The organism is Reyranella sp., assembly GCF_044224635.1.
Classification (GTDB): Bacteria; Pseudomonadota; Alphaproteobacteria; order Reyranellales; family Reyranellaceae; genus Reyranella.
The window spans coordinates 1-22,845 of the sequence record NZ_JBGAKA010000011.1; the positions used below are offsets into that span (position 1 = coordinate 1).

Below are 22,845 nucleotides of genomic sequence, written 5' to 3' on the forward strand. Positions count from 1 at the left end.
TGAACGCCGAGCGCGTGCTGGCCGAACAGCGAGCCCTGCAGGTCGGTCGAGAACATGACATGGGCGTTGGCGGCATGGGCGTCGCGGAACAGGCGCTGCATGGTGCTGGTGAGGTAGAGGCCGCCCGAGCCGGCGATGCCCATCAGGATGTCGACCGCCTCGACGCACATGCGGGCGGAGAAGAAGGCGTCGCGCCGGTAGCGCACCTTGATGTCGTGGGTGAACTCGGCGCCCGAGCGCGCCACCGCCATGGCGTGATCGCAAGCCTGCTGCATCAGCATCTCCGCGGTGTCGATGCGCGCGCTCGCCTCGGCGACCTTGATCTGGGTCGCCTGGCTGGCATTGACCGGAATGCCGGTGTTGGTCGTCAGGCGCCGGCGCGCCGCGCCGACCGTCGAATCGTAGGCGCCCTTGGCGCAGCCCAGCAGGACGCCCGACAGCACATAGGGCCCGAGCGCCAGCAACGGCAGCCGGAAGATCGGCCCGGGATTCACCTTCGAGCCCGGATGCGGCTGGCCGTTCAGCGCCCACGCCGTGATGGTCTGGATGTCGGGCACGAACAGCTTGCTGGTGGCGACGTCCTTGGAGCCGGTGCCGGCCAGCCCGACCGCATGCCAGTTGTCGATGATCTCGTACTGCGAGCGATGGACCAGGGCGAAGCGCTGGTCGACCGGCGGGCCGTCGTCGCGCTCGCGCACCATGAAGCCCAGCATGTTCCAGTCCGAATTGTCGACACCCGACGACAGCGGCCAGCGGCCGCTGACCTCGTAGCCGCCCTCGACCTTGCGGCCGCGTCCGGCGGCAAAGGCGAGCGAGGTGGCGATCAGCGTGTCGGGCGAGGCGTTCCAGATCTCCTCCTGCATCTCCGGCTCAAAGTAGCCGAGCAGCCAGTGGTGACTGGACAAGTTGCCGAGGTTCCACGAGGTCGAGGGGCAGACCTTGGCGATCTCGGTGCAGACATCGACCATGATGCGAAGATCGAGCTCGGGCCCGCCAACCCGCGCCGGCTGCATGATGCGGAACAGGCCGGTGCGGTGCAGGTCGCGCTCGTTGTCGTCGGGCAGGCGGCGCTGGCGCTCGCAGTCGGCTGCCCGTTCGGCGAACAGCGGCACCAGGCTGCGTGCCCGCTCGAGCATCTCGGCGGCGGTGACTCCGGCGAACGATACGCGATCCTTGGGCAGCGTCGCCGACGGCGTCCAATGCTTCGGGGTGATTGCCGGATGCACGGCCATGCGCAGCTTCCTTCCCAGTGTCTCGGTTGGAACGAAGCTAGCGTCCGCCCAGGCTCCACGCCAGCCGGCGCGCGCGCCGTTCCGAGCGCGACAGAATGGCGGCAGGAATCAGCGCCGCCAGGGCGACCAAGCCAACGACGATGAACGTGTCGGAGAAAGCCATCATCTGCGCCTTGGCCTGCAGCATGGCCGAAAGATACTCGAGCGCGCCCGCCTTCTGCTGCTGGAACGGCAGGCCGCTTTTCTGCATGAGCTGCTCGATCAGGGTGATCAGGCGCTCGGTGGTTCGGTTGCCCCAGTCCTGCGTCGCGGTGAGCGCGTCGGCATGGAAGCGCGTGCGCACCTCGAAGAATGCCACCATGAGGTTGATGCCGAAGGCGCCGCCGAGCTGGCGCATGAAATTGGCGACGCCGGCACCCTGGCGCACCTTGTCGGCCGGCAGGGCCTTGAGGGAGGCGGCGTTGAGGCTGGGATTGATGAAGCCGAGGCCAAGCCGCGACACCATCACCATGGCGACCAGCGTCCAGAACGTCGAATCGACGTCCGCTGCCGTCATGAAGGCGAAGCCGACCGCGAACAGCACCAGCCCGAAGATGATCATGGTCGAGGCCGGAAAAGCGTCGGCCAGGCGGCCGGCCATGGGAAAGATGAAGGCCAGCATGATGCCGGCCGGCATCATCATCAGGCCGGCGAGCAGCGGCGTGAAGCCGATGATGGTCTGCACGAACACCGGGATGACGTAGGTCGAGCCCATCATGCCGGCGCCGAAAATGAAGGCGATCAGGGCGGCGGCGGAGAACTCGATGTTGGCGAAGATGCGCATGTCGAGCAGCGCGCGCGGTGTGAAGAGCTCCCAGGCGATGAAGGCCACGGTGGCGACGGCGCCGACGGCCAGCCGCAGCACGATCGTATCGGACTCCCAACCCTCGCGCTGGCCGTCGGCAATGCCGGTCATCAGGCCGGCCAGGGCGAGGCAGAGCAGGCCGAAGCCCAGCCAGTCGAATGCCGGGATGGTCTTGGGGATGCGCCGGGTCGGCATGAACACCATGCCCATGGCCGCGGCGGCGACGCAGAACGGCAAGGAGATGTAGAAGACGTAGCGCCAGGAGAAGTACTCGATCATCAACCCGCCGAGAGTCGGGCCGATCGCCGGGGCGAACACGACACCGAGGCCGAACACTCCCATCGCCATGCCGCGGCGCTCGGCCGGAAAGACCGTGAAGATCGTGGCCATCACCAGCGGCTGGGCGATGCCGGCGCTGAAACCCTGCAGGATGCGGGAGAAGATCAGGATATCCTCGTTCGGCGCCGAGCCGCCCAGCAGAGCCCCGATCGAGAACGACATCAGCGAGCCGACGAAGGTGCGGCGTTCGCCCAGCACCCCCACCACCCAGGCGTTGATCAGCATGCCGGCGGTCATGGTCGCCATGTAGGCCGACGACATCCACTGCGCCTTGTCCTGGCCGATGCCGAAGGCACCCATCACGTCGGGCACCGCCACGTTGACCGTGGTCATCGCCAGCACCATCGAGACCACGCCGACCATGCCGGTGACGGTGACCAGCCAGCGATAGGTGGGCCCGAAGCGCTCACTCAGGACCTGCGCCGTCTGAACGGGAGCGGGCTGGATCGGGGCGGCCTCAATCGACACGGAAAGGGCCGGCGCTGCTAGCGGACGTCAATTTCGACTTCGACCATCATCCCCGGCGTCAGCGGCTTGGGCATCTCGACCATGTCGATCTTGACCGGCACACGCTGGGTGATCTTGGTGAAATTGCCGGACGGATTGGGCGTCGGCAGCAGGGCGAAGCGGGCCGTGGTGGCGCTGCCGATGCGCGCCACGCGGCCGACGAACTTGTCGTTGGGATAGGCGTCGACGGAAACGATCACTTTCTGGCCGATCTTGAGGCGGCCGACCTGGGTCTCCTTGATGTTGGCCTCGACCCACACCTCGTCGGGATTGTGCAGCAGCAGGATTCGTTGGCCTGACGCCACGTACTCGCCCGGCAACACGAAGGTGCGGTCGATCACGGCCGGGATCGGGCTGCGGATGGTGCGATCCTCGGCATCGACCACCTGCTGGCGAAGTTGCGCCGCCAGATTGGCCACCTGGTGATCGAGCGCCGCGATCTGGGCGTCGATGACGCCGAGCTTGTCGGTCTCGGCCTTGGCCTCTTCGAGGGCGCCCAGCGCCTGCTGATGCTCGGCCTTGCATTGCAGGACCTGCGCTTCCAGCTTCTCGACCGCTGCCTGGACCACCTGCAACTGCCGCTCGCCGACGACCTTGCGCTCGAACAGCACCTTGTTGCGCTCGAAATCGAGCTTGGCGAGGTCGAGATCGGACCTCGCTGCCGACAGCGCCTTGGCGCGTGCCTCGACGGCGGCCACCCGGGTCTTGGTGAGCGCGTCAACCTGGTTGAGGCTGAGGCGACGCTCGGCCCGCAACTTGGTGCGCTCGGCGCGCACGCCCTCGATCTGGGCACGGATGGAATCGGCGCGCAGCTTCACCGTGCGATCGTCGATCCGCGCCACCATCTGCCCCGAGGCAACTCGCGTGCCTTCCGGTGCCGGCATCTCCATCACCCAGCCGTCGGCCCGGCTGGAGACGGTCACGATATCGGCGCTGACCCGCGCATCGTATTCGTAGATGTGCGTCCAGCGCAGGTAGAGCTCGTAGCCGCCATAGGCGAGCGCCAACAGCACGACGACGATGGCGGCCAAGAACTTCGGCGGCAGCGCCAAGCGGATGCGACGGCGCTCCTTCTGCCGCTTCGGCAGCACGCCGACCGTCGGTTCGGAGGCGGCAATCCGCCCGGCCGCCGAAGGGATCGACTGGTCCACGGAGCTAGCGGAGCCGCCTTGTCATTATCCAATCATAGGCCTGAAACATTCGTGCGGCCATCGCCGGACACCCGTAACAACCGTCTTGCTGGACCGCTCTACGCGCATGCCGGCTCCATTCGCGCCGGGCAGGTCGCATCTTGCCAAACCGCCCTGGCCGCGAGAGCGTGCAGGGGACACCTCACGAACCCAGATCGCACAGCAAAAGATCACCGGATAAACCCATGCCTGACGCCTCGCACGGTCCGATTCCCCGTCAACTCGATGTCGCTATCGTGGGCGGCGGCCTGGCCGGCCTCTATGCCATCCATCGCCTGCGCAGGCAGGGCCTGACGGTCCGCGCCTACGAAGCCGGCTCAGGCATCGGCGGCACCTGGTTCTGGAACCGCTATCCCGGGGCGCGCTGCGACGTCGAAAGCCTGGAATACTCCTACAGCTTTTCCGACGAGCTGCAGCAGGAGTGGAAATGGCCGGAGCGCTACGGCACCCAGCCCGAGATCCTGCGCTACATAAACCACGTCGCCGATCGCTTCGATCTGCGACGCGACGTGCAGCTCGACACCCGCATTGCCGAGGCGCTGTTCGATGACGCCGCCAATCACTGGGTGCTGCGGACCGCCGACGGCGAGACGATCGAGGCGCGCTACTGCGTGATGGCGGCCGGCAACCTGTCGACGCCGCGCGTTCCCGACTTTCCCGGCCTCGGGAGCTTCCGCGGCAAGTGGTACCATTCGGGCCTGTGGCCGCATGAGGGCGTCGACTTCACCGGCCTCAGGGTCGGCGTCATCGGCACAGGCTCGTCGGGCGTGCAAATGATCCCGATCATCGCCAGCCAGGCAAAGCACCTGCACGTCTTCCAGCGTACCGCCAATTTCAGCCTGCCGGCGCGCAATGCGCCGATGGACGCGACGCGCGAGCGCAACCACAAGGCCGAGTATCCGGCGCGCCGCCGGGCGGCGGCCGACACGCCGTTCGCCATCGCCGGCCACGCCAAGCCGACCCATCCGGCGCTCGCCGTTCCCGACGACGCGCGCAACGCCGCCTACGAGTCGAAGTGGCAGGAGGGCGGCAGCATCAGCTTCCTCTATGCCTACACCGATCTGCTGGTCAGCAAGGAGGCCAACGACACGGCGTCGGAGTTCGTGCGCAACAAGATCCGCTGCACGGTGAAGGACCCGCGCACCGCCGAGCTGCTGACGCCCAAGGATCATCCGATCGGCACCAAGCGGCTCTGCCTCGATACCAGCTATTACGAGACCTACAATCGCGACAACGTCACCCTGGTCGACGTGCGCAGCGATCCGATCGACCGCATCACCGAGACCGGCCTGCGGACGACGGGCGGGCAGACGTTCCAGCTCGACGCCATCGTGTTCGCGACAGGCTTCGATGCCATGACCGGCGCGCTGCGCGAGATCGACGTGCGCACCAGCACCGGCGCGGTGCTGCGCGACCACTGGGAAGGCGGCCCGCTCACCTATCTCGGGCTGATGGTGTCGGGCTTCCCCAACATGTTCGTCGTCACCGGTCCGGGCAGCCCCGGCGTGAAGACCCAGATGATCGCCTCGATAGAGCAGCACGTCGACTGGATCGCCGACTGCCTCGCGCATATGCACGCCGGCGGCCTCGACCGCATCGAGGCGTCGGCGCAGGCTGAATCCGAATGGGTGACGCACGTCAACGCCGTCGCCGACAGCACGCTCTACCCGCTCGCCAACTCCTGGTACATGGGCGCCAACATTCCCGGCAAGCCCCGGGTGTTCATGCCCTATGTCGGCGGCTTCGACCGCTACAAGCGCCACTGCGACGCCATCGCCGCCAAGGGCTACGAAGGCTTTGCACTGAGCGCACACGCCAGGGCGGCGGTCTAGGGGAACGATTCGAGCGGCCCAGGAACGGCCTCACCCTGAGGAGCGAGCGCAGCGAGTGTCTCGAAGGGTGGGCACCATACACCTCGTCTGATCCCCATCCTTCGAGACGCCGCGCTGTGCGCGGCTCCTCAGGATGAGGTGGTACTGGTCGGCGCAGACTTCAAAATGAGCCTCACACCGCGATCACCGCCTCGCTTTGCGGGTCGAAGAAATGCAGGCGGCCGGGCTGCACCGACAGCCGCACGCGGTCGCCAGGCGCGATCTCTGTCTCGGCCGGCACCCGCGCGGCAGTGATGCGGCCGGCAGCGGTCCGGGTCTCGAGCAGGATCTCCGACCCGAGCTGCTCGACGACCTCGACCTCGGCTTCGAAGGAGCGGCCCGGCACGCCGTCGCCCAGCACGAGATGCTCGGGCCGCACGCCCAGGGTTACGCCGCGCCCCGACCAGGCCGCCAGCGCCTGGGCCGACGCCTCCTGCACCGCGAGCGTCAGATTGGCCGCCTCGACAGTGAGGCCGCCCTGCCCGGCGCGCACGGTGACATCGAGGAAATTCATGGCCGGGGCGCCGATGAAGCCGGCGACGAAGCGGTTGACCGGCCGGGCGTAAACGGCGAGCGGCGAGCCGACCTGCTGGACGCGGCCGTCGCGCATCACCACGACGCGGTCGCCCAGGGTCATCGCCTCGACCTGGTCGTGGGTGACGAACACCGATGTGGTCGGCATCTGGCTGTGCAGGCGCTTGATCTCGATGCGCATCTGGGCGCGCAGCTTGGCGTCGAGGTTGCTGAGCGGCTCGTCGAACAGGAAGACCAGCGGGTTGCGCACGATGCAGCGGCCCAGCGCGACGCGCTGCTGCTGGCCACCCGAAAGCTGGCGCGGCTTGCGCTTGAGCAGCTCGTGCAGCCCCAGGATCTCGGCGGCACGGTCGATCGCCGCCTTGATCTCGGCCTCCGGCATACGCTTGTTGCGCAGGCCGAAGGCCAGATTGTCGTACACGCTCATATGCTGATAGAGCGCGTAGTTCTGGAACACCATGGCGATGTCGCGGTCGCGCGGGGCCAGGTTGTTGACCACGCGTCCGCCGATGCGGATATCGCCGCTCGAGATGTCCTCCAGCCCCGCGATCATCCGCAAGGTCGTCGACTTGCCGCAGCCCGACGGCCCGACCAGGGCGACGAACTCCTTGTCGGCGATCTCGAGATCGACGTCCTTCACCGCGTGATGCAGCGACCCGTAATGCTTGTTGACCTTGTCGAGAACGATGCCTGCCATGAACCTACTCAATTCTCCTCCCCAGCGAAGCTGGGGAGGTGTCCGCGTAATCGCGGACGGAGGGGTCATAGGCGTCAGTACTGATGCCCATGACCCCTCCGTCGCCGCAAGACGGCGACACCTCCCCAACTTCGTTGGGGAGGAAGTTTCAGATTACTGCGCCGCCTTGGAGACCAGCGGTGCGTTCTCGGCGAGCACCTTGCCGATGTCCTCGCGCTTGCCGGTGACCGCCTTGGTCACGGCGTCGTTGAACGCCTTGTGGACCGCCGGCCACTGCGGGAAGTAGTAGGCGCCGCGTACCTTGTCGGGCGAGTCGAGCACCGCTTCCTTCAGGAGCTTCATGAACGGATCCTGGGCGGCGATCTTGGGCCAGAACGCGGTGTTGGGCGGCGGCGCACCGGTCGCCTTGAACATCTTCAGCTGGCCTTCCTCGTCGGCCATCATGGCCGCCAGCATCTCCTTGGCGAGCGCCTTGCGCTCGGCCGAGATCGACTTCGGGATCGCCCAGCCCCAGATGTCGTCCCAGGCGAAGCTCTTCTGCCGGTTGGGCCCGAGCGGGAAGCGCGCGGCCGCGACCTTGCCCGCCACCTTGGATTTGGCGGTGTCGTTGAAGGTGCCCCACCACAGCGTGTCGGCCACGGTGAAGGCGGCGTCGCCGGCCATGAACACGGCGTTGGCCTCGTTGCGGTCGTAGGCCGGCATGCCGCGCGGCGAGATCTTGTGGGTGTTGATGGCGTCCCACCAATACTCGACAGTCTCCTTCATGCACGGCTGGTCGAGGCTCGACTTCCAGCCGGCAGCCTTGAGCTTGGCATTGTCGCGCTCGTAATAGGGCATCAGCACGTCGCAATTGTTGCCCCACATCGACCAGAACCAGCTGAACCAGCTGTTGTTCATCGACATGCCGCCGACATAGCCGAACTTCACCTTGTTGGCGGCCTGCAGCTCCTTGCTCTTGGCTATCACCTCGGCCAGCGTCCTCGGCACCTCCTCGGGTTTCACGAGGTCGCTTCTGTAGAAGAACACGCTGAAGGTCTGACCCATCGGCACGACGGTGTTCTGGCCCTGCGCGTTGCCGAACACGATCTTGTCCATGCCCCACTTCTCGGCGAACTCGAGGCCGGGAATGCCGTCGGTCGGCTCGAGCAGGTGGGCCCACAGCTGGCCCCAATCGTCGTTGTGCCAGATCACATCGTACTGGTCGGAGTTCGACGTGAGCGACGCCGTCATCTTCTCGACGTAGACGCCGTAGGAATTCGGCACCTTGACGATCTTGATGCCCTTCTTGGCGCCCCAGGTCTCGAACATGGCGATCGAGGCATCCTGGATGGGACTCGGCTGATAGCCGATCCGGAGCTCCTTGACCTGAGCTTGGGCGCTGCCCGCGGCGAACAGGCCGGCCGTGGCCAGCACGGCCAACGATCTTCTGGCCAACGATCTTCCAGCAAGTCGATGCATGATGTTCCCTCCTCCGTCGTCTGGTTTCCGTTTCATTGTCACAGGCGCAGGCCGCGGATCACGTATTTCTGCCCGAACAGCGCCAGCAGGAAGGCCGGCACCAGGGCCATCACCGCCGTGGCGGCCATCAGGTTCCACCGCAGCCCCATCTCGGTGACGAACTGCGCCATCACCACGGTGATCACCGGGACCTTGTTGCCGGTCAGGATCAGGGCGAACAGGAACTCGTTCCAGGTGAACAGCCAGCACAGCACGCCGAGAGCGGAGATCGCCGGGACGGCCGACGGCAGGGCGACGCGGATGAAGGCCCCCCAGCGGGTGCAGCCGTCGATCAGCGCGGCGTATTCCATCGATGGGTCGATGCCGTCGAAGAAGCCCTTCATCAGCCAGGAGAAAAAGCAGATGTGCACGGCAATGTGCGGCAGCAGCAGGCCGACATAGGTGTCGTAGATGCCCCAGCTCTGGGCCACGAAGTAGAGCGGCAGCACCCACGAGATGTAGGGCACGCAGCGGAACACGTAGATGGTGCCGAACCAGGTGCGCGCCGCCGGTCCCTGGAAGCGCGACAGCATGTAGCCGCTCGATACCGTGACCAGCAGCGAGAAGAACGTGGCCAGCGTCGAGATCAGGGCCGAATTGGCGAACGCCTCGACGATGCGGTCGTCGGTCAGCACCTCGGCGAAGTTGCCCAGGGTGAACTCGGTGCCGCGATGCACGTAATAGACGCCCGACTCGGGGCGCAGCGAGGTCAGGATCAGCCACAGCACCGGGAAGGCGAACAGGAAGCACACGCCGAACAGGGTCAGGCCGAACAGCAGCCGGCGCACTCCGAGCGGCAGGCCGGCGAACATCAGCGGACGACGGACCATCGCCATGGCGTCAGGCCCGCGCCAGCCGGTCGACCAGGCGGTAGAGCACCGCGCCGACGACCAGGATGATGATGCCGCCGATGATCGCCGCCGCCGAGCCGCGGCCGAAATCGAGGCTCAGGAAGGCCAACACGTAGGCATAGAGGCTGAACAGCTCGGTCGAGCGGCCCGGGCCGCCGCCGGTCAGGGTCCACACGATGTCGAAGGTACGGAAGGCGTCGATGGCGCGGATCACGACGCAGACCACGATGACCGGCCGCAGCATCGGCACGGTGAGATGGGTGAGCACCCGCCACGTCGAGGTGCCGTCGATCTCCGCCGCCTCGAACGGCTCGCGCGGCAGGCTCTGCAGGCCGGCCAGCAGCAGCAGCGTGTACCACGGCGTCCATAGCCAGATGTCGGTGAGAAGGATGACGCCGAACGCGCTCCAGCGCTCGACCAGCCAGGGCTGGCCCTCCAGGCCGAGGCCTTCGAGCACGGCGTTCACGATGCCGAACTGGTCGTTGAACATCCAGCGCAGCATGATGGCGGCGATCACCGGCGCCACCATCAACGGCACCAGCAACACCGTCTGCACCACCTTCTGGCCGGGAAACGGCCGGTTCAGCAGCAAGGCCATGGCAAGGCCCAGGAGCAGTGCCCCGGTGACGCTCACCAGCATGAACAGGAAGGTGTTGGGCAGCACGACCTCGAGAAAGGCCGGATCGCTCAGCACGGCGCGGTAATGATCGAGACCGACCCAGGCCTTCTTGGGGTTGTAGAGCGCCCAGTCGCGGAAGCTCGCGTTGGCGCCGATGGCGATGGGCACGACCTGGAACAGCAGCAGGAGCAGCGCAGCCGGCGCCACCAGGAACAGCATGAAGCGCTGCTGCTCGCCGAACATCGGACGCCCGCCGCCCCTCGCCCTCATTGTCTGCGCTCGCCCCCAAACCGCTTTTCGCGCGGATGATGGAGGTTTTCCGAACTGGTTGGAAGCAACGTTTCGCGCTATGGCACGGCGCCATGGAGACATTGCGCAGCCTGGACGCGCTCGAACGCGAGCGCCTGCTGACGGCCGGCCCGCGGCTTGCCGCGGCGGCGCAGTCGATGGCGATCGCGCTCACGCCCGACATGCTGGCCCTGATCGACCGACACGATGCGGCGCACGATCCGATCGCCCGGCAGTTCGTGCCCGACGTCGCCGAGACCGAGATCTCGCCCGACGAGCTCGCCGACCCGATCGGCGACGAGGCGCGCTCCCCGGTCAAGGGCATCGTGCATCGCTATCCCGACCGCGTGCTGCTGAAGCCGCTGCATGTCTGCCCGGTCTATTGCCGCTTCTGCTTCCGCCGCGAGAAGGTCGGGCCCGGCGGCGAGGCCCTGTCGGCCGCCGAGCTCGATGCCGCCCTCGCCTACATCCGCGACCATCGCGAGATCTGGGAGGTGATCCTGACCGGCGGCGACCCGCTGATGCTGGCGCCGCGCCGCCTCGCCGAGCTGCTGGGGCGGCTCGACGCCCTGCCCCATGTCGCCGTGCTGCGCATCCACAGCCGCGTGCCGATCGTCGATCCCGGCCGGGTAACCGACGAGCTGGTGGCTGCGCTGCGCGGGCGCCGCGCGACGCCCTGGCTCGGCGTTCACTGCAATCATCCGCGCGAGCTGGCGCCGCCAACGCGGGCCGCGCTGGCCCGCCTCGCCGATGCAGGCATTCCCTTGCTGGGCCAGACCGTGCTGCTGGCCGGCATCAACGACGACGTCGAGACCCTCGACCAGCTGATGCGCGCCCTCGTGACGGCCCGCGTAAAGCCCTACTACCTGCATCATCCCGACCTGGTGCGCGGCACCGGTCATTTCCGGGTCTCGATCGAGCGCGGCCAGGCGCTGATGAAGGCGTTGCGCGGCCGCCTGTCCGGGCTGGCGCAGCCGACCTACGTGCTGGACGTGCCCGGCGGCCACGGCAAGGTACCGGTCGGCCCCGGCTACCTGGACGATGATCCGCAGGGATTGCTCGTCGAGGACGCCTTCGGCAACCGTCACCGCTATCCGCGCTGAGCCTCCTCGACCAGGATCTCGTTGCCGACCAGCCCGTTGGCCCGGATGACAAGCGCGACGTCGACGCTGCCGGCCTTGTCGAAGACCAGTGTGACCGGCAGTGCCGCTCCTTTGGCCAGCGGCACCGTCAAGCCGAGCATCAGCAGATGATAGCCGCGCGGCTTCAGGGTCAGGGCGGTATCGGCCGGGATACGCAGCCCGTCCTCGAGCCGCCGCATCTTGATGTCGGCGCCGACCACCTTGACGGCATGGATTTCGACCCGCTCGGCCACCTTGCTGCTGGCCGAGACGAGGCGATCCGCCATCTCGCCCTTGTTCGCGACGACGAAGAAGCCGCCGCATTGCGGCGCGGCCTCCGACTCGCCGCGCGCCCAGGGGTCGCTGATCACGAGCTTTCCCACCGTATAGGTGGTCGACTTTCGGGCACCGGCGAGCCACTTCGGCAAAGGCCGCTCCTCCTGTGAGAATGCGCCGGGAGCGCGCCACTTCAGGCGGAGTAACCTCCGCCGACGTGACGCTTATAGTCTCCTCCCCAACTATGTTGGGGAGGTGTCGCCGTCTTACGGCGACGGAGGGGTCATGAGCCCCAGCCGCGATGCTCATGACCCCTCCGTCCGCGATTACGCGGACACCTCCCCACGCGAAGCTTGGGGAGGAGACTATGAGCGCCACGTCGGCGGAGGTTACTCCGCCTGAAGTGGCGCGCTCCCGCCAATCAGCTTCTTTCACCCAATGCCGCCTTTTTCACAAGCTCCGTGGTGGGCGCCGAGGGTGCTGGGGTACATTAGAATTCTTCAGGGCTGGAATGATGCCCGACTGATTTTTTCTAGGTGCCCGCACGGGCCGGCACAAGCACGCCGGCGGCCGGCGCGCGATCAGCCGCAGATCAGCGTCGACTGGCGGCAGCGAGCGCCGGGCGCGACACGCGCGCCTGCGGGGCGCTCAGCTCCTCGATCAGCCATTCCTCGAATGCCTTGGTTTTGGGCCGGCTGGCCGACGCCGGCGGACAGACGAACCACCAAGCCTTGCCGCTGTCGACGATCTGCGGAAAGGGCTGGAACAATCTTCCAGAAGCAAGCTCCTCGCGGAACAGCTGCGGCGGTCCGACGGCGACGCCGGCGCCTTCCATCGCCGCCTCGACCGCGATCATCGTCGAATCGAAGCTCAGCACGCGCTTGGGCTTGAAGTCGCCCATACCGACTGCGCGCAGCCAGATCGCCCATTCCGGATCATACGTCATGTCGATGAACGGCACGCGCTTCAGATCCTCGAGCGTCTTCAGCTTGTCGCGATAGCGGCGGCCGCAGAGCGGCGTCAAAACATCGGAAAACAGCCGCGTTGCATGCACATCCGGCTCGGGCTGCACGGTGAACCGGATGGCGCAGTCGAAGTCCTCTCGCGCGAAATCGACGCGCCGCTGCGTCGTCGTCATGCGCACCTCGATCTCCGGATGCTTGGCCTGGAAGCGATGCAGGCGCGGCGCCAGCCAGCCGAGCGCGAAGGTGGTGACCAGGCTGACATTCAGCGTGCCCGAGTTGGCCTTGCGGCCGACCCGCTCCAGCGCGTTGGTCATGCGATCGAAGGCATCGCGCAGATCGGGCAGCAACGCCGCGCCCTCGCCGGTGATCTCGAGGCCGCGCGGCCGGCGCACGAACAGCGCGACGCCGAGCCGTTCCTCGAGCGCCTTGACCTGGTGGCTGACGGCGGCCTGCGTGACATGCAGCTCCTCGGCGGCATGGGTGAAGCTTGCGTGGCGCGCTGCCGCCTCGAAAGCCCGCAGGGCGTTGAGCGGCAGCTGAGAGCGGCTCATGGGACAAACTCGACCATATAAATTCTAAGCCTCTCCCGAGGTTTGATCCTTTGAACAATTAAGAACTGTACAGCAAATAAAGCGCGGAAACGAGACGTATGGCGCCATCCGGTTCCAGTCCGTTTCAAACGGAGCTAAGTCATGTCGACCCTGTCCAGCGCGCGGGATTTCGCCCGCGCGGAAGCCTCTTCCTTCACGTTCGGCCGCGCCGTGGCGCTGCTGGCCGGGGTGGTCGTGGTCGGGTTCGACAGCATCATGACCCGCGCCGAGCTTGCCAAATCGCGACGTCAACTGGCCGAGCTCGACGATCGCCTGCTGCGCGACATCGGGCTCGATCGGGCGACCGCCCGGTTCGAGGCCAACAAGAACTACTGGTCCTGAGGTTTGCTGGGAGCGCGCCGCCACCCCCACCCCGTGAGGTGGCGCCCTAAGCCTCCCCCAAGTGCAGGCGCCGCCCTGCGGCGCGCTTCCAGCAATCATCATCAAGATCACGAATTGCCGTCGGCAGCCGGATAGAGCAGGTTGGGTCAAAGGGCTCATATAGCGCCATGACCCAACATTCTCTCGCCCTCGACACCCCGGCGCTCGCCACGACCGCCATGCCCAGCCCCGAGGAGTGCTGGCAGGCTGTCCTGGGACGCGACCGGACCCACAACGGCCGGTTCTGGTTCTCGGTCAAGACGACCGGGGTCTATTGCCGGCCGTCCTGTGCAGCGCGCCGGCCGCTGCGGCACAACGTGGCGTTCCATCCCACGCCCGATGCCGCCGAGGCGGCGGGCTTCCGCCCCTGCAAGCGCTGCAAGCCGCGAGACTGGCTGGCTGGCGCCGCCGTGGAAGGTGGCCTCAGCAAACCGGTCGCGCGCGCCTGCGCCCTGTTCGATTCACCCGACATCGATACGCCGCCCTCGCTCGGCGAGGTGGCGCGGCGCGTCGGGCTCAGCAGCGGCGCACTGAGCAAGCGCTTCATCGCCGAGCTCGGGGTCAACCCGCGCGACTGGCTGGTCGCGCGCAAGCGCGAGCGCTTCCGCAAGGCGCTGCGCGACGGCGAAACCGTGGCCGATGCGCTCTATGGCGCAGGCTACGGCTCGCCGAGCCGCGTCTACGAGACCAGCGACAAGGCGCTGGGCATGACGCCCGCGACCTATGCCAAAGGCGGCGCGGGGGCGCATATCGACTACACCACCGTCGAGTCCGACTACGGCCGCGTCCTGGTGGCGACGACCCGGAAGGGCATCGCCGCGGTCTTCCTGGGCGACAGTGACCGCAGCCTCGAATCGGACCTCAAGCGCGATTTCCCGGCGGCCGACCTCACACGCGACGACAGCATGCTGAAGCCGCGCGTAGCGGCGGTCCTCGCCCGGCTCTATGGCCGCAAGCCGTCGGCCCTCGACGCCCCGGATGCCCCGCTCGACATCGTCGGCACGGCCTTCCAATGGAAGGTTTGGAAAGCGTTGACCGAAATCCCGTCCGGGGAGACCCGAAGCTACGGCGAGATCGCCCGCAGCATCGGCGAGCCCACGGCGGCACGCGCCGTCGGTCGGGCCTGCGCCTCCAACCAGGCCGCCGTGGTCATCCCCTGCCACCGCGCCGTCGGCGCGCGCGGCAGCCTCACCGGCTATCGCTGGGGCGTGGCACGCAAGGAGCGGCTGCTGGCCGACGAACGGCGGCGTAGCAGCACGTAGAACGCGCCACTGCCGCCATGCCGTGCGTGAGCCGGGCGAACGCCGCGTAAGAGGTCGCGATTGTCGGCCCGGTTCAGCCAGCCGATGAACTCGGCGCGAATGCGTCCACCCAGCACGCGTCCGCCCTCGAGGCGGACGCCCTTGCCCGTCACGATCAGCACGATCCGCAGGTTCTGCGCAGAGGCCTCGACGAGAAACCGGCGGACGGCGCGCTCGGCCGCGGCCAGCGTCATGTGGTGCAGGTCGAGCGACGCTTGCGGCACCAGCTTGCCGCGCGCGAGCTGACGCGACAGCTCGCGATCGAACACCCGATCGTCAGGCGACAGCTCGGCGGCAAGCGGCCGGGTCTCGGCCGAGAGGCGCGCCAGGACGGCCGGCGGCTTGCGCGCGGCCGCGGGCGCGGCGGGTTTGTCCGGGCGCTGGACAGGAGTCTCCCTTTTCGGCCGCGGGATCGCCTTGACGGTCGACCGCGCACGCCGCTTGCGGCTGGCGAGCGGCTTCACGCCGACCATCGCCGCGGCGAACAGATCGAGATCCTTGGCCACGGCATTTCGTGTAGCCTTGGCCGTGACGCGGGTCTACACAGCCCGGTATGGCCGCCGCGCCCCATCCCCCTTCCCCGATTCCGCCATCTCCCGACCCTGACCTGCAAACCGGGCTGCAGTACGTGCGCGCCGGCTGGTTCGATCGGGCCGAGCCCCTCTTCCGCAGCGCCCTGGCGCGCTACGGCGAGCGGCCGGACATCCTGCATTTCCTCGCCGTGTGCCTGTCGCAGCGCGGCGCGCTCGACGACGCCGAGCAGCTGTGGCGCAAGGCCATCGCCAAGGACCCCAAGGAGCCGATGCTGTCCTACAATCTCGGCCTGGTGGCGCGCCGGCAAGGCCGCCTCGACGAGGCGGCACGCCGGTTCCGCGAGACCATCCGGCGGGCGCCCAACCATGTCGACGCCAAGCTGGCGCTGGCCTCCCTCCACATGGATCAGGGCCGCCACGTTGCCGCCGAGCGCGAGCTCGGCCAGCTGCTGAACGAGATGGAACGGGCCGAGCACGAGGGGAAGCCGGCCCCGCAGCCCCTGCTCGCCCGCCTTCGCAACATGCTGGGGTACGCCCTCTATCGCTGCGGTCAACCTGCAGCTGCCCTCGAGATTCTCGAACAGGCCCTCGCCGACGCAGGGGAAGACGTCGCCCGGCGCAGCCAGATCATGGGCGATCGGGCGCTGGCCCTGGCCTCCCTGGGCCATCACGACGAAGCGCTTTCCGAAGCCAGCCAGGCTGCCGACCTGGCCCCCGAGGCTGCCGCCCTGCACCACGCGCTGGGGTTCATTCTTTATAATGCGGGGCGGCCGGAAGAGGCGCTCGTGCCGCTTCAGCGCGCGCTGGAGCTCGATCCCAACTTCAGGGGCGGCCGGAATACCCTGGCGCTCGCCCATGCAGCGCTCGGGCACACCGACGAAGCTGCCGGGCTGCTGAGCGAGCATCTGCAGCAAAATCCGCTGGATCGCGACGCCGTCCTGACGCTGTCGCTGCTGAAAATCCGCCGGCACGCCTACGACGAGGCGCTGGCAGTCCTCGAACCCCATCTAAAGGAGGCGCCTGATGATGTGCGGGCGCTCAACAACCAGGGCCTCGCTTTGCGCGGGCTCAAGCGCTTCGAGGAGGCACGCCGCACGCTCAAGCGCGCCCAGCGCGCGGCAAGTGACGATCCCTTTGTCCTGACCAACCTGGCCAGCGTCCTGGTCGATCTCGATCGCGCCGCCGAGGCGCGGCCGATGCACGAGCAGGCGCTGCAAGGCCTGCCAGGCGACCCGCGGCTTCTGGCGAACTATGGCATCTGCCTCGCCGCCCTTGGGGAACGCGACCGGGCCCGTGACGTGCTCGACGCCTCCCTCGCCAGCGACCCCAACAACGAAGAGGCGCTCATCGCCCGGGCCCACCTGGAGACATGACCACAACCACCGACCGCCTGACCGCGGTGCGCCAACGCATCGCCGCGGCGGCGCAAGAGGCCGGACGCGACCCGGCCTCCGTCACCCTCGTCGCGGTATCCAAGACCCATGGCGCGGAGCGCGTGCGCGAGCTCCTGCAGGCCGGTCAACGGACCTTCGGCGAGAACCGCGTCCAGGAAGCCGAGGGCAAATTCCCGGCGCTCAAGGCAGAGTATCCCGATCTCGAGCTGCACCTGATCGGGCCGCTGCAGACCAACAAGGCGCGTGAGGCCGTGGCGCTGTTCGACGTGATCCAGTCGGTCGACCGCGAGCGGCTGGCGGCGACCCTCGCCAAGGAAATGGACCGCGCCGGCCGGCGGCCGCGCTGCTACATCCAGGTCAACACCGGCGAGGAAGAGCAGAAGGCCGGCGTGGTGCCGGCCGAGGTCGACACCTTCGTCGCCGTCTGCCGCGACACCCACAAGCTGCCGGTCGTCGGTCTGATGTGCATCCCGCCGGTCGACGAGGAGCCGGCCCTGCATTTCGCCCTGCTCGCCAAGATGGCGGCGCGCAATGGTCTCGCCTGCGTCAGCATGGGCATGAGTGCCGACTACGAGACGGCCGTCAAGCTGGGCGCCACCCATGTGCGCGTGGGCACTGCCCTGTTCGGCGAGCGGGGCAGCTGAGGGCGGCGGCCTGTGCCGGAGCTGCCCGAAGTCGAGACCGTGCGCCGCGGTCTGCTGCCCAAGCTGGTTGGCCGTCGGCTGGTGCGCGTCGTGCAGCGCCGCCGTGACCTCAGGGTCCCGCTGCCGCATCGCTTTGCCCAGCGGGTCGAGGGTCGTCAGGTGCTCGGCATCGACCGCCGGGCCAAGTACCTGCTGATCCGCCTCGATGACGGCGAAACCCTGATCGCCCATCTCGGCATGTCGGGCCGCATGACGCTGCATGATGCCGCGAGCGCCGCCGATCATCCGTTCGACCGGCACGATCACGTGGTGTTCGAGACCGATCAGGGCTGGCAGGTCCGCTTCAACGATGCGCGGCGCTTCGGGCTGATGCTGCTGGAGCGCGACGCCGCGGTCCCCGGCCACAAGCTGTTCAGGGATCTGGGCCCCGAGCCGCTCGACGAGTCGTTCGACGGGGCGGCGCTGGCGGAACGGCTGGCCGGACGGCGCACCCCCATCAAGGCCGCCCTGCTCGACCAGAAGACACTGGTCGGCGTGGGCAATATCTATGCGTGCGAGGCCCTGTTCCTGGCCGGCATCTCGCCACGCCGCTCGGCGCACACCGTCCAGGGCGAGCGCGCCGAACGCCTGGTCGCGGCCATCAAGAAGGTGCTGCTGCGCTCGATCGACGACGGCGGGTCGACCCTGCGCGATCATGTCCAGCCGGGCGGCGAGCTCGGCTATTTTCAGACCCGCTTCAATGTCTACGACCGCGTCGGCGCCCTCTGTCCGACCCGCGACTGCGGCAGGACGGTTCGCCGGCTCGTCCAATCGGGCCGCTCGACCTTCTATTGCAGCCACTGCCAGCGCTAGCTAAGCACGCTTCGTGTCACACTCCTCTTCACGCTCGCTTCGGGGTGAGCATACCTTCTATTCCTCCCCCGATTACCGGGAGGAGACTCGAGTGGCGTCCACTTCATGAGCGCGCAAGCCAGGAAGGATCACATGGCCGACTACGAGAACATCCGTACCGAAGTCCGCGGCCGGGTGGGGATCATCCGCCTCGACCGACCCAAGGCCCTGAACGCCCTGTGCGCCGACCTGGTGCGCGAGCTCGGACAGGCACTCGACGCCTTCGAGGACGATCCCGGAATCGGCTGCATGATCCTGACCGGAAGCGAACGGGCCTTTGCCGCCGGCGCCGACATCAAGGAGATGAAGGACAAGACATACCAGGATGTCTTCCTCCAGGACTTCATCACCGTGGGCTGGGAGAAGGTGAGCCGCGTCCGCAAGCCCATCATCGCCGCCGTGGCAGGCTTCGCCCTGGGCGGCGGCTGCGAGATGGCGATGATGTGCGACTTCATCATCGCGGCCGACAATGCCAGGTTCGGTCAACCCGAAATCATGCTCGGTACGATACCGGGCGCCGGCGGGACGCAGCGGCTGCCGCGCTTCATCGGCAAGTCGAAGGCCATGGACCTCGTTCTCACCGGCCGCATGATGGACGCCGCCGAAGCCGAACGCTGCGGATTGGCGAGCCGGGTGGTGCCGCTCGCCCAGCTCATGGATGACGCCATCGCGACGGCCGAGAAGATCGCCGGCATGTCGCTGCCGGCGACCATGGTGGCCAAGGAAGCGGTCAACCGCGCTTTCGAGACCACGCTTGGCGAGGGCATCCGCTTCGAACGCCGCACCTTCCATGCCACGTTCGCCTTCGACGACCGGGCCGAAGGCATGGCCGCCTTCGCCGACAAGCGCAAGGCAGCCTGGAAGCATCGTTAAGACGGAATTGGTGGACGAGGAGCAACCGCAGGCCGCTCCTCAGAGATTGCGATGTTTCAAGGGGCGGCGCTCCTTCCTTGTCATCCTGAGCGTAGCGAAGGATCTCATCGCCAGAAGTTCCAGAGCACACCTTTGACCGGTGGCGATGAGGTCCTTCGCTGTGCTCAGGACGACAAGAACGCGGCCGACGGCCGCTCCTCAGGGTGAGGTCATCATTGGTGCCGTCGACCAAATAGGTATGGTTGTTGCGTCGGGCACAAGCCGCTCGGGCCGCCCGGCCCGAATTGTGCTCTGGATACGGGGGTTTTGCCGGGGTTGACCGGCCGGCGACCGGCCCGTATAAGCGCGCCCTTTCGAGGAACGAGGATTGCATGGCTAGCCACAAGTCGGCCGAGAAGCGCGCCCGCCAGACCGAGCGCCGGACTGCCGTGAACAGCGCGCGCCGCAGCCGCGTGCGCGGTTCGATCAAGAAGGTCGAGGAAGCGATCAAGTCGGGCGACAAGACCGCCGCTGCCGCCGCGTTGCGCGCAGCGCAGCCCGAGATCCAGCGCGGCGCGACCAAGGGAGTCGTCACCGCCAACGCCGCCTCGCGTCGCGTGTCGCGACTCGCCGCGCGCGTCAAGGCAATGAGCTGAGAGGTCCGACGCGAACGACGAATGCGCGCCGCTCTTCGAGCGGCGTTTTTTTTGGCGTGGCGGCAAAATTTATTTTTCAGGATCGCTCAAGTTCGTTTGGATGCTTAATCGCCGACCGACATACGAATCCTGTTTATCGAAGCGCGTTCGCGAACGAGCGCTAGATGTTGAGCGAGATCGCGCGGCGCTCGCGACACAGAATCCAATCTCCGAAGTTGTCAATCGACTCGCGCACGACAGATAAAAGATTTGCGGTAATTGTGCGCGCTACTAGCGTTTGCGAAGGCCAATGATCCTGTCTAAGAGTCGAGCCATCGCGACGAAGCGTGGGGCGCCGAGACGCGGGCCAAGGCGAAGGGAGGGGGCTTCCACTTCGCCGACGTGATGAGCGAGGGAGAGGGCCGCAGCAATCGACTGACAGCGATGATGGAACGGCAGTGCCGATTCGACGGCACGCATTGAAGAGTTCCATCGCCTGCGTTTCGATCTGTGCCTCCATCTTGCAGCGTTTGGTCCGTCGATCGGGGTCCTTCCGCGAACAATGAAGTGGGGACCAATGTCGAACGATAGCACGATCGCCGGCACCTATGCGACGTCCCCTGCCAGCGGCTACGCTGGCGATGTGACCCCGGCGACAGCCTGGAAGATTCTCAGCGAGCGCTCCGATGCGGCTCTGATCGACGTGCGCACGCGCGCCGAATGGAACTATGTCGGGCTGCCAGATCTCGAAACGCTGGCGAAGAAGCCGACGTTGATCGAGTGGCAGACCTTTCCCACCATGCAGCTCAACTCCAACTTCGTGGCCACGCTTTCGAGCGCGTTGCCCGACAAGGGAGTCCCGCTGCTGTTCCTCTGTCGAAGTGGAGCCCGTTCGGCTGCGGCGGCGAAAGCCATGACCGCAGCCGGCTACAGTACATGCATCAATGTGGCGGACGGCTTCGAAGGGCCTCTCGACGCGAAAGCAAGGCGCGGCGGGGCAGGGGGATGGAAGGCAGCGGGACTTCCGTGGAGACAGACGTGAATCGAATTCAATCACCGGTGACAATCGACAACAAGAATCCAGCGTACGAACAACAACAAGCCGTTGCGGGGACAAGCATGGAAGCGGGCGACGGAGGCGGCAATGATCTCGGGGCACAATGGAGCCGCGTCTGTGATCGCTTGCGCAAGGAGATCGGCGACAAGGCCTTCAAGACGTGGTTCGGCGAGGTCGAACCGGGCGAGCTGAAGGCCGGCAAGCTGCGTCTCTACGCGCCCACGCGCTTCGTCCGCGACTGGGTTGCCCGGCACTATGGCGACCGCGTGCTCGCCTACTGGCAGGCGGTCAACGGCGAGGTGGCCAGCGTCGAGGTCAATCTCGTGCCGCCGCTGGCGCCGCGCCGCGCCAGCGACATCATCGCCATCCCACCGGTTCCGTCCTCGCAGTCGAATCATCAGGCGCAGATGCCGCGGTTCGGTCCGGCCATCGGACGTGGCGCCGAGGAGAGCTTCCAGGGCCCCGAGGCGCGCTACACCTTCGCCAATTTCGTCGTCGGCAAGCCCAACGAGTTCGCCTACGCCGCGGCGCGCAACATCGCCGAGCAGGATCGCCCGCTGCCGGAGCGCAACCCGCTCTACATTTTCGGCGGCGTCGGGCTCGGCAAGACGCATCTGATGCACGCCATCTGGCACTCGATCCGCGAGCGCGACCCCAAGACGCGCGTGCTCTACCTCACGGCCGAGCACTTCGTGAACCGCTTCATCCAGGCGCTGCGCAACAAGAACACCGGCGCGTTCAAGGAGATGTTCCGCAACGTCGACGTCCTGATGGTCGACGACGTGCAGTTCATCTGCGGCAAGGATGCCAGCCAGGAAGAGTTCTTCTTCACCTTCAACTCTCTGGTCGAGCAGGGCAAGCAGATCGTGCTGTCGTCCGAGAAGCCGCCCAGCGAGCTCCAGGATATCGAGGAGCGCATGCGCTCGCGGCTGGGCAGCGGGCTGGTTGCCGACATCCATTCGTCGACCTACGAGCTGCGGCTCAGCATCCTGCAGACCAAGGCGGAGACGGCGCGCGTGCCCATGCCGATGGCGGTGCTCGAGTTCCTTGCCCACAAGATCAGCACCAACATCCGCGAGCTCGAGGGCGCGCTGCATCGCGTGGTCGCCCACGGCCAGCTGATCGGGCGCGAGATCACCGTCGAGATGGCGCAGGACGTCCTGCACGACCTGCTGCGCCAGGCCGACCGCAAGGTCACGGTCGACGAGATCCAGCAGCGCGTGGCGCAGCACTACAACATCAAGCTCGCCGAGATGAGCTCGCCGCGCCGCGCCCGCTCGGTCGCCCGGCCGCGCCAGGTGGCGATGTATCTCGCCAAGCAGCTGACGACGCTCAGCCTGCCGCAGATCGGCAAGCGGTTCGGCAATCGCGACCACACCACCGTAATGCACGCGGTGCGCAAAATCGAGGAGCTGAAGGGCACCGACATGTCGATTGCCGAGGATGTCGAGCTCCTCAAGCGCCAGTTGCAGGGCTGAGCGCCTCAAAGTCCTTATACTCTCCTCCCCACGCCCTGCGTGGGGAGGGGTCGCCGTCATACGGCGACGGAGGGGTCGAAAGCCCCACTGAGGCTCCTGACCCCTCCGTCTCGGATTACCGAGACAGCTCCCCAGCGAAGCTGGGGAGGAGAAGCGCACGAGCGCCACAGAGTAGCCGGCAAGATGCGGCCTAAGGCCCTCAAATCGCGGGCGAAATCGCTTTTCGCGCGGGCTCGGCATGCTATAGTTCCCGACCGT

The 22,845-nt window shown here is 67.0% G+C and carries 21 protein-coding genes; 11 read left to right on the forward strand and 10 right to left on the reverse strand.

Features of this window, described 5'->3' with window-relative positions; translation table 11 throughout:
* From ACILR9_RS12325 to ACILR9_RS12335, 3 genes are all read right to left on the reverse strand, one after another.
* A partial coding sequence (locus ACILR9_RS12325) for an acyl-CoA dehydrogenase family protein (protein WP_395710225.1) occupies window positions 1-1,232 on the reverse strand: 1,232 nt, incomplete at its 3' end.
* A gap of 37 nt (window positions 1,233-1,269) precedes the next feature.
* The gene (locus tag ACILR9_RS12330) at window positions 1,270-2,883 is read right to left on the reverse strand and encodes a DHA2 family efflux MFS transporter permease subunit (protein WP_395710226.1); all 1,614 of its coding nucleotides are present in this window, start codon (window positions 2,881-2,883) and stop codon (window positions 1,270-1,272) included.
* Window positions 2,884-2,900: 17 nt separating this feature from the next.
* On the reverse strand, window positions 2,901-4,073 hold the full coding sequence (locus ACILR9_RS12335) for an HlyD family secretion protein (RefSeq protein ID WP_395710227.1): 1,173 nt from the start codon (window positions 4,071-4,073) through the stop codon (window positions 2,901-2,903).
* Window positions 4,074-4,297: 224 nt separating this feature from the next.
* On the opposite strand from ACILR9_RS12335, the gene ACILR9_RS12340 reads away from it, so the two are divergent.
* The gene (locus ACILR9_RS12340; RefSeq protein ID WP_395710228.1) at window positions 4,298-5,944 is read left to right on the forward strand and encodes a flavin-containing monooxygenase; all 1,647 of its coding nucleotides are present in this window, start codon (window positions 4,298-4,300) and stop codon (window positions 5,942-5,944) included.
* A gap of 172 nt (window positions 5,945-6,116) precedes the next feature.
* Here the strand turns inward: ACILR9_RS12340 and ACILR9_RS12345 are convergent, their stop codons facing one another.
* The 4 genes from ACILR9_RS12345 to ACILR9_RS12360 form a co-directional block, all read right to left on the reverse strand.
* Entirely contained in the window at window positions 6,117-7,214 is a 1,098-nt protein-coding gene (locus ACILR9_RS12345) for an ABC transporter ATP-binding protein (protein WP_395710229.1), read from the reverse strand.
* Between the two features lie 153 nt (window positions 7,215-7,367).
* Complete coding sequence (locus ACILR9_RS12350) at window positions 7,368-8,648, reverse strand: extracellular solute-binding protein (protein ID WP_395710230.1); 1,281 nt, start codon at window positions 8,646-8,648, stop codon at window positions 7,368-7,370.
* Window positions 8,649-8,710: 62 nt separating this feature from the next.
* Window positions 8,711-9,547, reverse strand: a complete 837-nt coding sequence (locus ACILR9_RS12355) for a carbohydrate ABC transporter permease (protein ID WP_395710231.1) — start codon at window positions 9,545-9,547, stop codon at window positions 8,711-8,713.
* 4 nt (window positions 9,548-9,551) lie between these two features.
* A complete protein-coding gene (locus ACILR9_RS12360) occupies window positions 9,552-10,451 on the reverse strand; it encodes a carbohydrate ABC transporter permease (protein ID WP_395710232.1) in 900 nt (299 codons plus the stop codon).
* A gap of 92 nt (window positions 10,452-10,543) precedes the next feature.
* On the opposite strand from ACILR9_RS12360, the gene ACILR9_RS12365 reads away from it, so the two are divergent.
* On the forward strand, window positions 10,544-11,572 hold the full coding sequence (locus ACILR9_RS12365; protein ID WP_395710233.1) for a lysine-2,3-aminomutase-like protein: 1,029 nt from the start codon (window positions 10,544-10,546) through the stop codon (window positions 11,570-11,572).
* Here the strand turns inward: ACILR9_RS12365 and ACILR9_RS12370 are convergent.
* Both ACILR9_RS12370 and gcvA read right to left on the reverse strand, forming a co-directional pair.
* Window positions 11,560-12,018: a copper chaperone PCu(A)C gene (locus tag ACILR9_RS12370; protein WP_395710234.1), complete on the reverse strand. Its 459-nt coding sequence runs from the start codon at window positions 12,016-12,018 to the stop codon at window positions 11,560-11,562. The genes ACILR9_RS12365 and ACILR9_RS12370 overlap by 13 nt on opposite strands.
* 440 nt (window positions 12,019-12,458) lie before the next feature.
* Window positions 12,459-13,382 (reverse strand): transcriptional regulator GcvA, encoded by a 924-nt coding sequence (gene gcvA / locus ACILR9_RS12375; RefSeq protein ID WP_395710235.1) that lies wholly within the window; start codon window positions 13,380-13,382, stop codon window positions 12,459-12,461.
* A 141-nt stretch (window positions 13,383-13,523) separates the two neighbouring features.
* Here gcvA and ACILR9_RS12380 point away from each other — a divergent pair, with 141 nt between their 5' ends.
* Together ACILR9_RS12380 and ada are read left to right on the forward strand one after the other, a co-directional pair.
* On the forward strand, window positions 13,524-13,763 hold the full coding sequence (locus tag ACILR9_RS12380) for a DUF1127 domain-containing protein (protein ID WP_395710236.1): 240 nt from the start codon (window positions 13,524-13,526) through the stop codon (window positions 13,761-13,763).
* Between the two features lie 167 nt (window positions 13,764-13,930).
* On the forward strand, window positions 13,931-15,064 hold the full coding sequence (gene ada / locus ACILR9_RS12385; protein WP_395710237.1) for a bifunctional DNA-binding transcriptional regulator/O6-methylguanine-DNA methyltransferase Ada: 1,134 nt from the start codon (window positions 13,931-13,933) through the stop codon (window positions 15,062-15,064).
* Here the strand turns inward: ada and ACILR9_RS12390 are convergent.
* Window positions 14,998-15,609 (reverse strand): Smr/MutS family protein, encoded by a 612-nt coding sequence (locus ACILR9_RS12390; protein WP_395710238.1) that lies wholly within the window; start codon window positions 15,607-15,609, stop codon window positions 14,998-15,000. The genes ada and ACILR9_RS12390 overlap by 67 nt on opposite strands.
* Before the next feature lie 47 nt (window positions 15,610-15,656).
* Here ACILR9_RS12390 and ACILR9_RS12395 point away from each other — a divergent pair, with 47 nt between their 5' ends.
* The 7 genes from ACILR9_RS12395 (at window position 15,657) to dnaA (ending at window position 22,587) form a co-directional block, all read left to right on the forward strand.
* A complete protein-coding gene (locus ACILR9_RS12395) occupies window positions 15,657-17,009 on the forward strand; it encodes a tetratricopeptide repeat protein (RefSeq protein WP_395710239.1) in 1,353 nt (450 codons plus the stop codon).
* Window positions 17,006-17,674 carry a YggS family pyridoxal phosphate-dependent enzyme gene (locus tag ACILR9_RS12400; RefSeq protein WP_395710240.1) on the forward strand — a complete coding sequence of 223 codons (669 nt, stop codon included), beginning with the start codon at window positions 17,006-17,008 and terminating at the stop codon, window positions 17,672-17,674. Before ACILR9_RS12395 ends, ACILR9_RS12400 begins: the two co-directional genes overlap by 4 nt.
* A 12-nt stretch (window positions 17,675-17,686) precedes the next feature.
* On the forward strand, window positions 17,687-18,526 hold the full coding sequence (gene mutM / locus ACILR9_RS12405) for a bifunctional DNA-formamidopyrimidine glycosylase/DNA-(apurinic or apyrimidinic site) lyase (protein ID WP_395710241.1): 840 nt from the start codon (window positions 17,687-17,689) through the stop codon (window positions 18,524-18,526).
* Window positions 18,527-18,658: 132 nt separating this feature from the next.
* Window positions 18,659-19,438 carry an enoyl-CoA hydratase gene (locus ACILR9_RS12410; RefSeq protein WP_395710242.1) on the forward strand — a complete coding sequence of 260 codons (780 nt, stop codon included), beginning with the start codon at window positions 18,659-18,661 and terminating at the stop codon, window positions 19,436-19,438.
* A gap of 371 nt (window positions 19,439-19,809) precedes the next feature.
* Window positions 19,810-20,073: a 30S ribosomal protein S20 gene (gene rpsT, locus ACILR9_RS12415; protein WP_395710243.1), complete on the forward strand. Its 264-nt coding sequence runs from the start codon at window positions 19,810-19,812 to the stop codon at window positions 20,071-20,073.
* Between the two features lie 556 nt (window positions 20,074-20,629).
* A complete protein-coding gene (locus ACILR9_RS12420) occupies window positions 20,630-21,094 on the forward strand; it encodes a rhodanese-like domain-containing protein (RefSeq protein ID WP_395710244.1) in 465 nt (154 codons plus the stop codon).
* 77 nt (window positions 21,095-21,171) lie between these two features.
* Window positions 21,172-22,587: a chromosomal replication initiator protein DnaA gene (gene dnaA / locus ACILR9_RS12425; protein WP_395710245.1), complete on the forward strand. Its 1,416-nt coding sequence runs from the start codon at window positions 21,172-21,174 to the stop codon at window positions 22,585-22,587.
* The last annotated feature ends 258 nt before the right edge of the window (window positions 22,588-22,845 follow it).

Coding starts and splice junctions, on each gene's coding strand:
- ACILR9_RS12340 (WP_395710228.1), top strand. CDS start 4,298: ATGCCTGACGCCTCGCACGGTCCGATTCCCCGTCAACTCGATGTCGCT.
- ACILR9_RS12345 (WP_395710229.1), bottom strand. CDS start 7,214: ATGGCAGGCATCGTTCTCGACAAGGTCAACAAGCATTACGGGTCGCTG.
- ACILR9_RS12355 (WP_395710231.1), bottom strand. CDS start 9,547: ATGGCGATGGTCCGTCGTCCGCTGATGTTCGCCGGCCTGCCGCTCGGA.
- ACILR9_RS12360 (WP_395710232.1), bottom strand. CDS start 10,451: ATGAGGGCGAGGGGCGGCGGGCGTCCGATGTTCGGCGAGCAGCAGCGC.
- ACILR9_RS12365 (WP_395710233.1), top strand. CDS start 10,544: ATGGAGACATTGCGCAGCCTGGACGCGCTCGAACGCGAGCGCCTGCTG.
- gcvA (WP_395710235.1), bottom strand. CDS start 13,382: ATGAGCCGCTCTCAGCTGCCGCTCAACGCCCTGCGGGCTTTCGAGGCG.
- ACILR9_RS12380 (WP_395710236.1), top strand. CDS start 13,524: ATGTCGACCCTGTCCAGCGCGCGGGATTTCGCCCGCGCGGAAGCCTCT.
- ada (WP_395710237.1), top strand. CDS start 13,931: ATGACCCAACATTCTCTCGCCCTCGACACCCCGGCGCTCGCCACGACC.
- ACILR9_RS12395 (WP_395710239.1), top strand. CDS start 15,657: ATGGCCGCCGCGCCCCATCCCCCTTCCCCGATTCCGCCATCTCCCGAC.
- ACILR9_RS12400 (WP_395710240.1), top strand. CDS start 17,006: ATGACCACAACCACCGACCGCCTGACCGCGGTGCGCCAACGCATCGCC.
- ACILR9_RS12410 (WP_395710242.1), top strand. CDS start 18,659: ATGGCCGACTACGAGAACATCCGTACCGAAGTCCGCGGCCGGGTGGGG.
- rpsT (WP_395710243.1), top strand. CDS start 19,810: ATGGCTAGCCACAAGTCGGCCGAGAAGCGCGCCCGCCAGACCGAGCGC.
- ACILR9_RS12420 (WP_395710244.1), top strand. CDS start 20,630: ATGTCGAACGATAGCACGATCGCCGGCACCTATGCGACGTCCCCTGCC.
- dnaA (WP_395710245.1), top strand. CDS start 21,172: ATGGAAGCGGGCGACGGAGGCGGCAATGATCTCGGGGCACAATGGAGC.